This is a genomic window from Sphingopyxis sp. (assembly GCF_050725615.1).
Classification (GTDB): Bacteria; Pseudomonadota; Alphaproteobacteria; order Sphingomonadales; family Sphingomonadaceae; genus Sphingopyxis.
On the sequence record NZ_JBOHHU010000100.1, the window covers coordinates 1 to 15003 of the forward strand.

At 66.0% G+C, this 15003-nt stretch carries 14 protein-coding genes and 1 other RNA gene; 7 read left to right on the forward strand and 8 right to left on the reverse strand.

The features are described 5' to 3' along the window. Window positions 1–3707: DUF2339 domain-containing protein (locus ACREB7_RS18015; RefSeq protein WP_431593653.1), on the forward strand; the 3707-nt coding region annotated here is incomplete at its 5' end. Then, complete coding sequence (locus ACREB7_RS18020) at window positions 3704–4537, forward strand: hypothetical protein (protein ID WP_431593654.1); 834 nt, start codon at window positions 3704–3706, stop codon at window positions 4535–4537. The genes ACREB7_RS18015 and ACREB7_RS18020, both read left to right, overlap by 4 nt. Window positions 4538–4586: 49 nt before the next feature. Here ACREB7_RS18020 and ssrA read toward each other — a convergent pair. Both ssrA and mscL read right to left on the reverse strand, forming a co-directional pair. Next, window positions 4587–4942: a transfer-messenger RNA gene (ssrA, locus tag ACREB7_RS18025) on the reverse strand. A 34-nt stretch (window positions 4943–4976) separates the two neighbouring features. Then, a complete protein-coding gene (mscL, locus tag ACREB7_RS18030; protein ID WP_431593665.1) occupies window positions 4977–5393 on the reverse strand; it encodes a large conductance mechanosensitive channel protein MscL in 417 nt (138 codons plus the stop codon). Between the two features lie 117 nt (window positions 5394–5510). On the opposite strand from mscL, the gene ACREB7_RS18035 reads away from it, so the two are divergent. From ACREB7_RS18035 to ACREB7_RS18055, 5 genes are read left to right on the forward strand one after another with little or no spacing between them, the layout of a single operon-like run. Continuing rightward, window positions 5511–6113 carry a LemA family protein gene (locus ACREB7_RS18035; protein WP_431593666.1) on the forward strand — a complete coding sequence of 201 codons (603 nt, stop codon included), beginning with the start codon at window positions 5511–5513 and terminating at the stop codon, window positions 6111–6113. A gap of 2 nt (window positions 6114–6115) precedes the next feature. Further along, the gene (locus ACREB7_RS18040; protein ID WP_431593655.1) at window positions 6116–6646 is read left to right on the forward strand and encodes a TPM domain-containing protein; all 531 of its coding nucleotides are present in this window, start codon (window positions 6116–6118) and stop codon (window positions 6644–6646) included. Continuing rightward, on the forward strand, window positions 6643–7467 hold the full coding sequence (locus ACREB7_RS18045; RefSeq protein WP_431593656.1) for a TPM domain-containing protein: 825 nt from the start codon (window positions 6643–6645) through the stop codon (window positions 7465–7467). The genes ACREB7_RS18040 and ACREB7_RS18045 overlap by 4 nt, the downstream gene beginning before the upstream one ends. Window positions 7468–7480: 13 nt before the next feature. Next, window positions 7481–8167: a TPM domain-containing protein gene (locus ACREB7_RS18050; protein ID WP_431593657.1), complete on the forward strand. Its 687-nt coding sequence runs from the start codon at window positions 7481–7483 to the stop codon at window positions 8165–8167. 23 nt (window positions 8168–8190) lie between these two features. Continuing rightward, entirely contained in the window at window positions 8191–8739 is a 549-nt protein-coding gene (locus ACREB7_RS18055; RefSeq protein WP_431593658.1) for an NUDIX hydrolase, read from the forward strand. Here ACREB7_RS18055 and ACREB7_RS18060 read toward each other — a convergent pair. The 6 genes from ACREB7_RS18060 to ACREB7_RS18085 all read right to left on the reverse strand — a co-directional run. Beyond that, window positions 8736–9371 carry a rhomboid family intramembrane serine protease gene (locus ACREB7_RS18060; protein WP_431593659.1) on the reverse strand — a complete coding sequence of 212 codons (636 nt, stop codon included), beginning with the start codon at window positions 9369–9371 and terminating at the stop codon, window positions 8736–8738. The genes ACREB7_RS18055 and ACREB7_RS18060 overlap by 4 nt on opposite strands. A 14-nt stretch (window positions 9372–9385) precedes the next feature. Beyond that, on the reverse strand, window positions 9386–9862 hold the full coding sequence (gene greA, locus ACREB7_RS18065; protein WP_431593660.1) for a transcription elongation factor GreA: 477 nt from the start codon (window positions 9860–9862) through the stop codon (window positions 9386–9388). Window positions 9863–9958: 96 nt separating this feature from the next. Further along, window positions 9959–13279 (reverse strand): carbamoyl-phosphate synthase large subunit, encoded by a 3321-nt coding sequence (gene carB / locus ACREB7_RS18070; RefSeq protein ID WP_431593661.1) that lies wholly within the window; start codon window positions 13277–13279, stop codon window positions 9959–9961. After that, window positions 13279–14064 carry a hypothetical protein gene (locus ACREB7_RS18075; protein WP_431593662.1) on the reverse strand — a complete coding sequence of 262 codons (786 nt, stop codon included), beginning with the start codon at window positions 14062–14064 and terminating at the stop codon, window positions 13279–13281. The genes carB and ACREB7_RS18075 overlap by 1 nt, the downstream gene beginning before the upstream one ends. Window positions 14065–14091: 27 nt before the next feature. After that, window positions 14092–14397 (reverse strand): hypothetical protein, encoded by a 306-nt coding sequence (locus tag ACREB7_RS18080; protein WP_431593663.1) that lies wholly within the window; start codon window positions 14395–14397, stop codon window positions 14092–14094. Continuing rightward, window positions 14394–15003 (reverse strand): glutamine amidotransferase-related protein (locus tag ACREB7_RS18085; protein ID WP_431593664.1); only part of this gene is annotated, 610 nt, incomplete at its 5' end. The genes ACREB7_RS18085 and ACREB7_RS18080, both read right to left, overlap by 4 nt.

Sequence of the window (15003 nt, forward strand, 5' to 3'; positions counted from 1 at the left end):
CGGCCGCCCCGTCCCGCCCGGCGCCCGCCGCGCCGCCGCCCTCGCCCTGGGCGCCGCCGTCCGCCGAAACGCTAGATCGCTGGAAACCCAAGGCCGAAGGGCCCGTGCCCGCGCCGCCAGCGGACACGCCCGAACCATCGCCCGCGCCGCAGGAGGAGCTTCCCGAACCGGCGCCGGAGGAAAAGGCGGTTCCCATCGCGGCCTCCTTCGCTGCGGCGAGCGCGCCGCTTCCGGCAGTGTCGGGGCCCGCGCCCGACGAAGAACTGACGGAAGAGGAAGAAGCCGGGGAAACGGCGGCCGCAGCGCCCGCCGAGGCCGAGGCCGAAGCGGATGTTCCGGAACCCGAAGCGGAGCCGGTCGCGGCACGCGCCGCCACGCCGCCGCCAAAACCGCCCGCACCACCCGCGCCTCCCGCCAGCATGGCGCAGCGGTTCGAGAATCTGTTCGGCAAGACGCTGCCGATCTGGGCCGGCGGCATCACGCTGGCCATCGCGGGTGTCCTCATCGTCCGTTACGCGATCGACGCGGGCTTCTTCGCGCGCGTCTTCACGCCGGGGGTGCAGGTTATCGCGGGCATTCTCTTCGGCCTCGGGCTGATCGGCGGCGCCGAATATGCCTGGCGCAACGAGGACAAGGTGCGCGACCTGCGCGTGCCGCAGGCGCTGTCGGGCGCGGGCATCGCGACGCTTTACGCGGCGATCTTGGTCGCGGCGAATGCCTATGGGCTGATCGGACCCTTGGCGGCCTTCATCGGCCTCGCGGTCGTCACGGCGGCCGCGCTTGGCCTGTCTTTGCGTTTCGGCGCGCCGAGCGCCTTGCTCGGGCTCGCGGGCGGCCTTGCCGCCCCGGCGCTGGTCGGGGCGATGGAGCCCAATGTGCCGCTGCTCGCGGTCTATCTCGGGCTCACGATCGCCGGGCTCGCGGGCGTGTCGCGGATGAAGCGCTGGCCCTGGCTCGCGCTCGCGGCGATGGTCGGCGGGGTCGGCTGGAGCCTGTGGATGGTGCTCGCGACGAGCGCGCTCGACACGCTGGGGTCGCTGTCGATCGGCGGCTTCGTGCTGCTGCTCGCGCTCGCCTTGCCGATGCTGGCGTTCGACGGCCCGCGCGCGGCGGTGCTGCGCGCCGGGTCGGCGATCGTCGGCGCGCTGCAACTCGCGCTGCTCGTCGGCTATGGCGGCTTTGCGCCGCTCCATTGGGGCCTGTTCGCGCTGCTCGCGACGGCGGGCCAATGGCTGGCATGGCGCGAAAAGGATTTCGCGATCGTCCCGTCGATCAGCCTCGCGCTGTCGGTGATGCTGCTCGCAGTGTGGCCCGATCCGGGCACTTACTGGTTCCTGTTGATCGGGCTGGCGCTGGCGGCGATCCACGCGCTGCCGTTGCTGGCACGACTGTGGAGCGTGCCGAAGGCGCTGCGCCGCACGCTCGAGCTGTGCGGGCTGGTGCTCACGGCGGTGCCGCTGACCAAATATCATTTCTGGGACATCGCCGATACGACGCTGGCGCTCGTCGCGCTCGGCGGTGCGGCGCTCGTCGGCATCGGCATCGCGCGCGGCTGGACGGTCGAGGACCGCGCGGCGGATACCCGCTTCGCCTGGTTGACCGCGACCGGCGGCGCCTTGCTCGCCCTCGCGGGCGCGCTTGTCCTGCCGCACTGGATGACGCCCTATGCCATCGGCGGCGTCGCGGCGATGCTGCTCTTTTTCGGCAAGGCGGCGAAGGACCGGCGGATCGAGCCGATCGCCGCCGCCTTCGTCGGCGCCGCGCTGGTGTCGCTGATCGCGACCCCGCTGGCGCTCGCCGAACTCCCGCGCCTCTTCGTCGGCGCCGGCGACGGCTTCGCCACCCAGGCGCTGCTGCGCTGGGCTGGCCTCGCCGCCCTGCTCGCGCTGTTCGCGGGCAAGGCCGAGGACCGCTTTTTCCGCTCGGCATCGCTCGCGATCGCGGGTGGGCTTGCCTATGGGATGCTCGCGCAGGTCGTGCCGGGGTGGAGCCTGACGCTGGCGATGGGCACGGTGGCGGTCGGGCTCTTCCTGCTCGCGCGGCGCGGTGCATCGCCGTCGATCGAACTCCTGTCGGCGGGCTTTGGCCTGCTCGCGCTGATGTTGCTCGCCGCGACCGGACCCAATCTGATCGCGCAGTGGAGCCGGCTGTTCGGCAGCGACGCGGTCGTCGGCGCCACCGACGTGATCCGCTGGGCGGGCATGACCGCGTTGCTCGCGCTGTTCGCGGCCAGGGCGACCCAGCCCATCCTGCGCTTTGCGGCGCTGACGATCGCGGGCGGCCTTGCCTATGGCACGCTGGCGCAAGTCGTCCCGGGGTGGAGCCTGCCGCTGGCGATGGCCGGCGTGGCAATGGCGTTCTTCGCCATCGCCCGGCGGCGCGCGTCGCATCCGGTCGAATTGCTCTCGCTCATCTATGCCCAGCTTGCCGTGCTGCTGCTCGCGGGGACCGGACCGCAGCTGGTGGCGCAATGGACGCGCCTCTATGGCAGCGACGCGGCGGTCGGCGCGACCGAACTGCTGCGCTGGGCGGGCCTCGCGCTTGCCGGCCTCGCCTATGCGCTTTGGTCGGACAGGCCCGTCATCCGGCGCGCGGGTCAGGTCTCGGCGGCGCTGCTCGCCTATGGCGCCTTCGCGCAGGTGGTGCCCGGCGCGTATCTGATGCTCGTGCCCGCAATCGGCGGCGCGGCGACCTTGCTGGCCGCGCGGCGGATCGCGCTGCCGCGCGTCGATGGCGCCGCCGCCAGCTTCGCCGCGCTCAGCCTTGCCTGGGCAGCGCCTCCGGTCGCGGCCTGGGCCCTCGAGGCGCTGATGTCGATCGCGGGGCAGCCGATGCTGCTCGCCAGCCCGATGCTCGCGGTCGACCAGTTGCTGCTGCGCCTGCTGGTCCCCGCCGTGCTGTTTGCCGGACCTTTGCTGCTCCTCCGAGAGCGCCTGCCGCGCTGGCTGTGGCTGGCCGGGCTGGCGATCGCGGGGGTCGCGGGGGGTATCGCGGTGCATTGCCTCTATCGTCTCGGCTTCGCGGCGGTGGCGGGCGGCGATTTTGTCGCCACCGGCGTCGGCCAGCGGCTCATCTGGGAGCTGTTGCTGATCGGCGGCGGCTGGCTCGCGATGACGCGCGGCTGGACCGGGCTCGCGCGGTCGCTCGTCCTCGCGGGGACGGCGCATGCCATCTGGTACGGGCTGATGCTCCACAATCCCTTATGGACCGAGCAGGCGGTCGGCGGCTGGCCGGTCGCCAATTGGCTCGTCCCGCTGTTCCTGCTGCCCTGGCTGGGGCTCACGCTTATCGGCCGGCTGTTCCCCGCTGCGCCCGCGATATACGGGCGGGCGGTGCAACTCGTCACGATGCTGCTCGTCGCGGGCTTCGCCTGGGCGACGCTCCGGCAGCTGTTCCACGGCACGCTGCTGATCGAACCGGGGGTAACCGCGACCGAGAATATCCTGCGTTCGATCCTGATCCTCGCGCTCGCAATCGGCTTCCTCTTGTGGGGCATCCGCAAAGGCCGCCACGACTGGCGCATCGCCTCGCTGATCCTGATGCTCGGCGCGGTGGGCAAAGTGTTCCTGTTCGACGCATCGGGGCTCGAAGGGCTGTTGCGGATCGGGTCGTTCGTGGTGCTCGGCTTCAGCCTGATCGGCATCGGCTGGCTCTACAGCCGCCAGCTCGCGCGGCCGGCGGCGGAGGATGAAGCGAAAGCGGCGTGACCATGTTGTTGGGACTGGTCGCCGCGATCGGCGTGCTGCCATTCCTGATCGGGATGACGCGCCTGAAAGGCGAAGCGGCACGGCTCGACATGCGCGGCCTTGCGGTCTCGACCCTGCTGTGTGCGCTCGCGTTCAGCCTGACCTTCCTCATTCAGGAACTCGGCCTCGTGATCCCGAAGGCGCTGGTGCCGGGGCTCGACCCGATCCTCTATCACAATGACCATGGCTGGTCGGGCGACGCCCCGATCGCGGAATTGCTGCAGGGCGGCGGCGCGGTCGCGACCTTGTTCAGCGGGCTGCTCTTCCTGTGGCTCGCGGGGCGGATTTCGCCGGCGCGGCCGACCTGGCGGCTCTTCGCCTTCTGGATGGCGTTCCAGGGGCTGTTCCAGTCGCTGAGCCAAGTCGCGATCGGCAGCCTATTGCCGGGCAACGACGCCGGGCGCGCATTGGCCCATCTGGGGACAACGCCCGCGGCAAAGGCCGGGTTGCTGATCCTCGCGGTCGCCGCGATGCTGGTCGCGGGACGCGCGCTGGCCCGGCGCTATCCCTTTGGCGGCAGCGGCCGGACGACCGCGCTGCAACTGACGGCGACCCTGTTGCTCGCGGTTCTGCTGGTCGTCCCGTTTCGCGTACCGCGCGAACCGATCGAGGTCGTGCTGATCCCATTGATCGTCCATCTGATCGGGCTGGGCTGGCTGACAGTGGGATTGGGTTTCCGCCGCGAAACCGCGCAGGCGCCCGCGAAGCCGAGCATCGTCGGTCCGCTCGCAGCACTGGCCGCGTTGCTCGCGCTTTTCCAGCTCGTCCTGCGGCCGGGCATCGCGTTCTAATTGTAGGAAAGGTGGGACGATTCTGTTGCCCGGCTCGTCCCCAGCCGCTGGTATCCGATTCTGTTGCCCGGTTCGGTCCGAACCGCGTTCTATTTGAATAACCTTAGGCCGTGAGGCTTATCGGTTACGCAGCCAGAGCGAGTGCTTCGTTATCGTTAGCACTTATTGGTTTTGAGCCTTGAACGGGTTACTCAGCCCGGGCAAAAACACCGTCTTTGAACACACGTCGATCCTAGTTCGGCCCCGTCAGAAACCCGCGCGTCCTTGCGAAATCGCGGGTTTGTGGTGGAGCCGCCGGGTACTGCCCCCGGGTCCGCTGTGCCTATTCCACGGCATCATTTATCACCATAGTCGACCGAAACCGACCCCGCCCATATAGGAAGCCCGCCCGCGCTTGGAAAGGGCGCGGACGGGCGAAGCGTTGAAAAGCAGTGGAAAATTATTTCTTGCGCAACTCGTCGCGGATTTCGGTGAGGATATCGACCTCGGTCGGACCGGCCGGTGCGTCGGGGCCGCGGCGCAGCACCTTGTTCACATATTTGACCAGCAGGAAGATGATGAAGGCCAGGATCAGGAAGTTGATCACGGCGGTGATGAAAGCGCCATAGCCGATCATCGCGACGCCCGCCTCTTTCAGCTTGGCGTAATCGGTCGCGGCGATCCCGTCGGGCACGCTGCCGAGCAGGATGAACTTGCTCGAAAAATCGACCCCGCCGAAGATCCAACCGACCAGCGGCATGATGAGGTCCGCAGTCAGCGAGCCGGTGATCGTGGCGAAGGCGCCGCCGATGATGACACCGACCGCAAGGTCCATGACATTGCCCTTGGCGATAAATTCCCTGAACTCTCCCAACATCTTGATGCTCCCCATATGGTTGGTCCTGCGCCGCGAACCTGCCGCGCGGATTGCACAAAGGCAAGCGCCATCCTATGTACTGTATTGTTGCGGCAAAACGCCGCCGGAGGGAGCTTGATAACCATGTCCACTCGTTCTGCCCGTTGGTTGATCGTGCCGGTTGCGGCGATGTCGCTGTCCGCCTGCGGCATCAACAGCGTTCCGACCAAGGAAGAAGCCGCCAAGGCCAAATGGGCCAATGTCGAGAATGAATATCAGCGCCGCGTCGACCTCTATCCGAACATCGAGGCCCTGGTGAAGGGCGCGATGAATCAGGAAAAGACGGTGTTCGTCGGGGTCGCCGAGGCCCGGTCGAAAGCGTCGTCGATCCAGTTGACCGGCGACGATCTGAAGGATCCGGCGAAGGTCGAACAATATCAGCAGGCGCAGGACCAATATGGCAGCGCGCTGAGCCGCCTGCTGGTCACGGTCGAGCAATATCCCAATCTCGTGTCGCCCAAGAATGTCGAAACCGCGCAAATCCAGATCGAGGGCACCGAGAATCGCGTCAGCCGCGCGCGCGAGGAATATAATGCGGCGGTGCAGGACTATAACACGACGATCCGCACCTTCCCGGACATCATCGGCGCCAAGATCGTCCATGGAGCGCAGCCGATGGTGCCGTTCAAAGCGGTGACCAAGGGCGCCGAGGAAGCCCCGAAGATGAACCTCGGCAATTAACGATGCGCGCCGGCGCGGTCGAGACAGCACTGGTCGCCACAATGTTGCTGGCCGGGTGCAAGGCGGCGCCGGCCTCGCAAGCCACGGCGTCGCCGGTCGATAGCGAATGCGCATCGGTCCCGCAGGTCGCACTGGCGGGGCGGGTGACCGACGCGGCCGGCATCCTGGCTGCGGCCGAGGAAAGCCGGCTGGACGCTCGCCTCGCCGCCTATGAACAAAAGAGCCGCCACCAGATGGTCGTCCTGACGACCGCGAGCCTCGCCGGCCAGCCGATCGACACCTATGCCACGTGCACCGGCAACCGTTGGGGCATCGGGCGGAAGGGCCAGGATGACGGTATTTTGATCCTTGTCGCACCAAATGAACGCCAGGCGCGGGTCGCGACCGGATCGGGCATGAGGACAATATTGACCGACGCGAAGGCGGCGGGCGTCATCGAAAAGATGCTGCCGCACTTCAAGGCGCGGGACTATGCCGGCGGCGTCGATGCCGCAATCACCGCGGTCGCTGCGGAAACGGGAGCAGAACGATGATCGGGCGGTTTCTGGCGCTGTTGACGATGCTGGCGGCCATCGCGTTGTCGCCCGCGACCGCGCAGACGATCCCCAAGCTGACCGGCCCGGTCATGGACCTCGCCGACCAGCTCGATCCGACGCAGGAAGCGGCGCTCGACGCCAAGCTTCGCGGTTACCAGTCGGCGACCCAGCAGCAATTTGTCGTCGTCACCCTGCCCGACCTCGAAGGCTATGACATCTCCGACTGGGGATACCGGATGGGCAATGCCTGGAAGCTGGGCGATGCCGAACGCGACGACGGGCTGATCCTGATCGTCGCGCCGAAGGAACGGCGTATGCGGTTCGAGGTCGGCGACGGCATCGAAGGCGTCTTTCCCGACGCCATGGCCTGGACCATCATTCGCGACGACATCACGCCGCGGTTCAAGGCGGGCGATATTCCCGGCGGGATCGATGCCGGGGTCGATGCCGCCATCAAGCAGTTGCAGCTGACCCCCGAAGAAGCCGCCGCGCGCGCCGCCGCCGCCGACAAGGCCGAACGCGACCGCGCCGACGACGGCGACATCGGCGGGCTGATCTTCGTCGGTTTCATCGTCTTTTTCTTCTTCATCCTGCCGATCCTGTCGAGCATCGGGCGCAAGGGGCGGCGTCGCCGCAAGAACAGCCCCTGGGGCGCCCCGATCATCATCTGGGGTGACAATGACTGGGGCAGCGGCAGCGGCGGATCGTCATGGGGCGGCGGCGGCGGTTCGAGCTGGGGCGGCGGCGGTGGCGGCTTTGGCGGCTTTTCGGGCGGCGGCGGCAGCTTCGGCGGCGGCGGCGCGTCGGGCGGCTGGTAGGGGAGCGCGAGAAATGCCACGCAAGGTCAACCATGTCAGCGCCGCCGACCATGATATCGTCACCGCCGCAGTCGCGGCGGCGGAGGCGCGGACCAATGGCGAAATCGTCACCGTCATCGCCGCGCAGTCGAACGATTATGACGATGTCGCGCTCGTCTGGGCGAGCGTCGCCGCCTTCATCGCGATGTCGGTGATCGCGCTGTTCCCCGATTTCTATCGCACCCTCTATGACCGGCTGACCGGCGGCTGGGGCTATGATCTCACCGCAAACGAATGGCTTGGCACGGTGATCGCGATCGGCGTGCTCAAATGGATCGGCATGTGGCTGATTTTGCTATGGCGCCCGCTGCGCCTTTGGCTGACCCCGCGCACGATCCTCGCGGGCCGCGTCCGCGCCCGCGCGATCGACCTGTTCAAGGTCGGCACCGAGGCCAAGACTTTGGGCCGCACCGGCATATTGCTCTATGTCAGCCTGAAGGAGCATCGCGCCGATATCGTCGCCGACGAGGCGATTGCGGCGAAGGTGTCGCCCGACGTCTGGGGCGATGCGATGGCGGCGCTGATCGACCATGTCCGCGCCGGCCGCCCCGGCGAAGGCATGGCCGAAGCGGTGCGCCAGATGGGCGTCGTCCTCGCCGAGCATTTCCCGCGGGGCAGCGAAAATCCGAACGAACTGCCCGACCGGCTGATCGAACTTTGAAGCCATAGACGAAAGGACCCACCATGCCCCGCCCGACCGCCGACACGCCCATCGAGACGCGGTGGGAAGGCCGCTTCATCACCGTCAAGCAGCAGGGGACGTGGGAATATGTCTCGCGCTCGCGCGGCATCCATGCTGCGGTGATCCTGGCAATCGACGACGCCCCCGACGGGCGGCACATCATCCTGGTCGAGCAATATCGCGTGCCGATGGGCATGAACTGCCTCGAAATGCCCGCAGGACTGGTCGGCGACGACACCGCCGGCGAAGCCGCCGAACTCGCCGCCGCGCGCGAACTCGACGAGGAAACGGGCTATGCCGCCGCACATTGGCGCAACGTCGGGGAATTCTACAGCTCGCCGGGCATGGTGACCGAAAGCTTCACCCTGCTCGTCGCGACCGGTCTGACGAAGATCGGCGAAGGCGGCGGGGTCGACAGCGAGGACATCACCGTCCACCGCGTCCCGCTCGCCGGAATCGAGGATTTCATCGCGGCCAAACGCGCCGAAGGCTGCGGCATCGACGTGCGCGTGGCGACGCTGCTGGTGGGTGGCTTGCTCGCGGGACTCTAACGCCCCTTGAACCGCCACCTCAGCAACGGGCGCGCCAGCAACAGCCCGGCGAGGAAGCCGCCGACATGCGCCCAGATGGCGATATTGCCGAAATCGGCGCCGCCGGCAAAACCGATGAGCAGTTGCAGCCCGATCCACGCGGCGGCGAGCCACAGCGCGCGCACCCAATGGCCTGGGATCGGCCCGATCGCGGCGGTGCGCGTACGGCTGAAGATCAGCGCATAGACCGCGACCAGCGCCGATATCGCGCCGCTTGCGCCGATCACCACGACAAGCGATCCGGGATCTGCGATCCATTGCGCGAGCGCGCCGGCATAAGCCCCGACGACGAGCAGGAATGCCGTCGCCGACGACCCGAGCGGCGTTTCGAGCTGGCGGCCGATGAACAGCAGCATGATCATGTTGAAGACGAGGTGCATCACCCCGGCGTGCAGAAAGGCTGACGACAGCGGCGTCAGCACGAAGGGCAGCATCGTCCCCGGCGGCGCGATCAGTTCGCTACCGAACCGCCCGGGGATGAAACCGGCGCCGATGAAAGCCTGATGCTCATAGCCCGTGATCGCGAGCAGCACGAAGATGACGACACACGCCATCGCATAGCCGGTGATCACGGGGGTCCGGGCGGCGTTCATCGACGCGGCGCCGATCAGACGAATTCGATCTTGGTCACCACATAATATTTGTCGCCGGCGGGCACCGTCACCTCGATCTCGTCCTCGACGCGGCGACCGATCAGCGCGCGGCCGAGCGGCGAGTTATAGCTGATCTTGCCGTCCTTGGCGTCGGCTTCGGCCTGGCCGACGATCTGGTAACGCACCGGCTTGTCGTCCTCGTCGGCGAGGGTGACGGTCGCACCGAACACGATGCGGTCGCCCGACAGCGTCGTCGGGTCGATGACCTGCGCCCGCGACAATTTGTCCTCCAGGTCGCCGATCGTCGCTTCGACCTGGCCCTGGCGTTCCTTCGCGGCATGATATTCGGCATTTTCCGAAAGGTCGCCGTGCGCGCGCGCTTCCTCGATCGCATCGACGATCAAGGGTCGCTCGGCCTTGAGCGCACTGAGCTGCGTGCTCAGCTTCTCATAGCCTTCTGCCAGCATCGGCACCTTTTCAACGCTTGCCATTATCCTGTTGTCCTTCGTCAATAATTCAGCGCCAGCGAAACTTCGCCGGGCGGCTGCGCCGCTGTTTCCGTCAATGTCGGGGGGTGGAGCGGTCCGTCAATAATAGTCCTGAAGCGGCTTTACTTCAAGACTGTGCGCGCGCAGCGCGCCGATCGCATGGGTCGCGGCCTCGCTTCCCGCTGCCGTCGTGTAATAAGCGACATCGGCCGCGAGCGCCGACGCGCGGATCGATTGCGAGTCCTGCAACGACTGCCAGCCCTCGGTGGTGTTGAAGATCAGCTGGACATCGCCATCCTTGATCCGGTCAACGATATGCGGGCGTCCTTCGGCCACCTTGTTGACGCGTTCGACCGCGATACCCTGTCCATCGAGATAGTCGGCGGTGCCGCCCGTCGCGATGACCCGCCAGCCCCAGGCGCGCAGCTGCTTCACCGCATCGACGATGCGCGGCTTGTCGCTGTCCTTGACCGACACGAACAGCCGGCCGTCGGTCGGCAGGCGGTCACCCGCACCGAGCTGCGCCTTGGCAAAGGCCAGGTTGAAATTGCTGTCGATTCCCATGACTTCGCCGGTGGACTTCATTTCGGGCGACAGCACCGGGTCGGTGCCGGGGAAGCGTGCGAAGGGGAAGACCGCTTCCTTCACCGCGACATGCGCGATGTCGCGGTTGATCTTCGGCAGGTCGGCCAGCTTCTCGCCGGCCATCACCCGCGCCGCGATCTTGGCGATCGGCGAGCCCACCGCCTTGGCGACGAAGGGCACGGTACGGCTGGCGCGCGGATTGACCTCGATCAGATAGACCTCGTCGCCCTTGACCGCGAACTGGATGTTCATCAGCCCGCGCACTTCGAGCGCGCGCGCCAGCGCATCGGCCTGGCGTTCGATCTCGGCGACGATCTCGGGGGGCAGGCTGTACGGCGGGATCGAACAGGCGCTGTCGCCCGAATGCACCCCCGCCTCCTCGATATGCTGGAGCACGCCCGCGACGACGACGTCGGTCCCGTCGCACAAAGCATCGACGTCGACCTCGATCGCGTCGCGCAGATAACGGTCGATCAGCACCGGCGAATCGCCCGACACCTGCACCGCCGTCTCGATATAATGTTCGAGCTGCGCCTGGTCGTCGACGATCTCCATCGCCCGGCCACCAAGCACGTAGCTCGGGCGCGTCAGCACCGGGTAACCGATGCGCGCCGCGACTGCGACGGCTTCCTCGCGGCTGCGCGCGATGCCATTCTCGGGCTGCTTGAGGCCGAGCTTGTTGACCAGCGCCGCAAAGCGCTCGCGGTCTTCGGCGAGGTCAATCGCGTCGGGCGAGGTGCCGAGGATCGGGATGCCGGCATCCTCCAGCGCCTGCGCGAGCTTGAGCGGCGTCTGGCCGCCGAACTGGACGATGACGCCGACCAGCGTGCCCTTCGACATTTCGACCGCGAGGATTTCGAGGACGTCTTCGGCGGTCAGCGGTTCGAAATAGAGGCGGTCCGAGGTGTCATAATCGGTGCTCACCGTCTCCGGGTTGCAGTTGATCATAATCGTCTCATAACCCGCTTCCTCGAGCGCGAAGCAGGCGTGGCAGCAGCAATAATCGAACTCGATCCCCTGCCCGATGCGGTTCGGGCCGCCGCCGAGGATGACGATCTTCTGACGCTCCGACGGGTTGGCCTCGCACTCGGGGGCGCCAAAGGTTGGCGCCTCATAGGTCGAATAGAGATAGGGGGTCTGCGCCTGGAATTCGGCGGCGCAGGTGTCGATCGTCTTGAACACCGGCCGCACGCCGAGCTTGTGGCGCAGCGCGCGCACTTCCATTTCGGTGACGCCGCCGGTCATCGCCTTCACCGCCTCGTGGATCAGCCCGCTGCCGCGCGCGGTCGCGCGGGCGGCGCCGGGGCGCAGATGCGCCGACTTGAGCGCGAGATAGGCGAGGCGCTTGTCGGAGAAGCCCATCGCTTTCAGCGCGCGCAGCCCCTCGGCATCGCGCGGCAGGCCGTTTTCCATCACCGCATTTTCGGCGGCGACGATCTCGGCGATGCGTTCGAGGAACCACATGTCATAACCCGCGACGCGGTTGATCTCGGCGAGCGGCAGGCCCTCGCGGATCGCCTGCGCGGCGTTGAGCAGGCGGTCGGGGGTGCGCTGGGCGAGTTCGCTGCGCAACTGGTCGTGGCTCGCGCCGACGAGGCGATCGACGAAGTTGAAGCCCGAAAGCCCCGTCTCCAGCCCGCGCAGCGCCTTTTGCATCGATTCATGGATGGTGCGGCCGATCGCCATCACCTCGCCGACCGACTTCATCGCGGTCGACAGCGTCGCCTCGGCGCCCTTGAACTTTTCGAAGGCAAAGCGCGGGATCTTGGTGACGACATAGTCGATCGTCGGTTCGAACGACGCCGGGGTGACCCCGGTGATGTCGTTCATAATCTCGTCGAGCGTATAACCGACCGCCAGCTTCGCCGCGATCTTGGCGATCGGGAAACCCGTCGCCTTCGACGCGAGCGCCGACGAGCGCGACACGCGCGGGTTCATCTCGATCACGATCAGGCGGCCGTCCTTGGGATTCACCGCGAACTGGACGTTCGACCCGCCGGTCTCGACCCCGATCTCGCGCAGGCACGCGATGCTCGCGTTGCGCATGATCTGATATTCCTTGTCGGTCAGCGTCAGCGCCGGCGCGACGGTGATGCTGTCGCCGGTGTGCACGCCCATCGGATCGACATTTTCGATCGAACAGATGATGATGCAATTGTCCTTGCGGTCGCGCACCACCTCCATCTCATATTCTTTCCAGCCGAGGAGCGATTCCTCGATCAGGACTTCGGTGGTCGGCGACGCGATCAGCCCGCCGCGAACAATATGCTCGAACTCCTCGCGGTTATAGGCGATGCCGCCGCCGGTGCCGCCCAATGTGAAGCTCGGGCGGATGATCGAGGGCAGCCCGGTGCGTTCGAGCACCGCAAACGCCTCGTCGAGCGTGTGCGCGATGCCGCTGCGCGCGCTCTCCAACCCGATCTTGGTCATCGCGTCGCGGAATTTGATCCGGTCCTCGGCCTTGTCGATCGCTTCCGCATCGGCGCCGATCATCTCGACGCCATATTTGGTGAGCGTGCCGTCGTTGAACAAAGCCAGCGCGGTATTGAGCGCGGTCTGCCCGCCCATCGTCGGCAGCACCGCATCGGGGCGCTCCTTGGCGATGATCTTCGCGACGATCTCGGGCGTGATCGGCTCCACATAGGTCGCGTCGGCCAGATCGGGATCGGTCATAATCGTCGCGGGGTTGGAGTTGACGAGGACGATGCGATAGCCCTCCTCTTTCAACGCCTTGATCGCCTGCGTCCCCGAATAGTCGAACTCGCACGCCTGACCGATAACGATCGGGCCGGCGCCGATGACGAGGATGGATTTTATGTCGGTTCTTTTGGGCATTAGATAGAAAATCCAAATAGAATAGCGAGAGCGGTAAGAGCAGCAATTGCAAAGGCTCCGATGGTTTGCTCAGCGGCCTTTAATGCGATCCATTTTAGGCAGGCCTTGGCCATTGGCTCGATCCAGTCAATCCGAACGGCTTCTTGCATAATTGCTTGCTCAAGAAGCCAAACTTCGCGTTTCGCTTCTTCGACTTCATCAATAGACAAGTCGCCAAAATCATTGCTGGAAGCCAAGTGAGCACTTAGATCGGATAGCGCCGACCGTGCTGACACTGAATTTTCCGAATTGTGATCGACTGTGACGAGACGATCAGCAGCAGGTATGTTCGCACTGTTATGCTCGACTGGTGCAGCAGATGTCTCCTGCGGAAAATATCGATCCCAGACGTCGTCCAACCAAGCGCTGCCGAACTGAGAGTACTCAAATAGCAACGGATATAGCTTACGAGCATTAAACTTCTGGTCGCTAGTACGCGCAAATCGCGCCGCGAAGAGATGCCTTTCAATGCGGATGAAGTCGCTGGTGGCTCCAAGCTGCGACTGAGTCATCGCGCCGAGATGCTCGACAGCACGAAGCGCATTTCTGATATCATCAGCGTCAAAAGAACCTTTGCGGGCATGCAACACTGCCTCAATCAAATTGTCGCTCTTCCCCGCGTAAGTAGTCATACTATTTTCGTGGAGAACCTGCATCACGGCCGCAGCCAAGATTTGGAGCTGATCCGTGTTAAGGCTGTGCATGGCAACCTTTCCACGAAGCTCCAAAATCGCTGGTGCCGTCAAATAGGCTCGTTCGTGCCTCAATTTCAATCACTGCACATTCCGATCGACGCCGATCTGCGGGTCGGTCCCACCGACCTCGGCGATGAAGTCGAGCACCGGGCGCGCCGTACCCTCAACCCACGCCGCATCGGGCACGATATCCTCATATTCGAAGATCAGATGGTGCCGCCCGACCCCGCGCGCTTCGGCGAGACCGCGCGCCTCGGCGAGCTGCACCGCCTCATAGGGCAGACGCCGCGCGCAGGTGATGTTGAGCCGCACCCCCGCGCCCCAGCGCTCGGGATGCGCTGCGACATCGGCCGCCAGCGCGTCGAGCTGATCGGCAAAGCTCATTTCAGCCCGCCCACGAACTTCTCGAACAGATAGAAGCTGTCCTGCGGCCCCGGGCTCGCCTCGGGGTGATATTGCACGCTGAACGCATTCTTGCCGGTGATCGCGATGCCGCAGTTCGACCCGTCGAACAGGCTACGGTGCGTCTCGACCACACCCTTGGGCAAGGTCGCGGTGTCGACCGCAAAGCCGTGATTCATGCTGGTGATCTCGACCACGCCGTCGGCGAAGTCACCGCCGACGCGCTGCACCGGGTGGTTCGCGCCGCGATGGCCCTGATGCATCTTCACCGTCTTGGCGCCCGCCGCGATGCCGAGCAGCTGGTGGCCGAGGCAGATGCCGAAAATCGGGACATTGCGCTCGAGCAGCCCCTTGATCACCGGCACCGCATAGTCGCCGGTCGCGGCGGGATCGCCCGGACCGTTCGACAGGAACACGCCCGCAGGACGCAACGCGACGATCTCGTCGAGGCTCGTCTTCGCGGGCACCACCGTCACCCGCGCGCCGGCCTTGACCAGGTTGCGGAAGATATTGTCCTTCGCGCCATAATCGACCGCGACGACATGCGGCTTCTCTTCTCCCCTCCCGCTTGCGGGAGGGGTCGGGGGA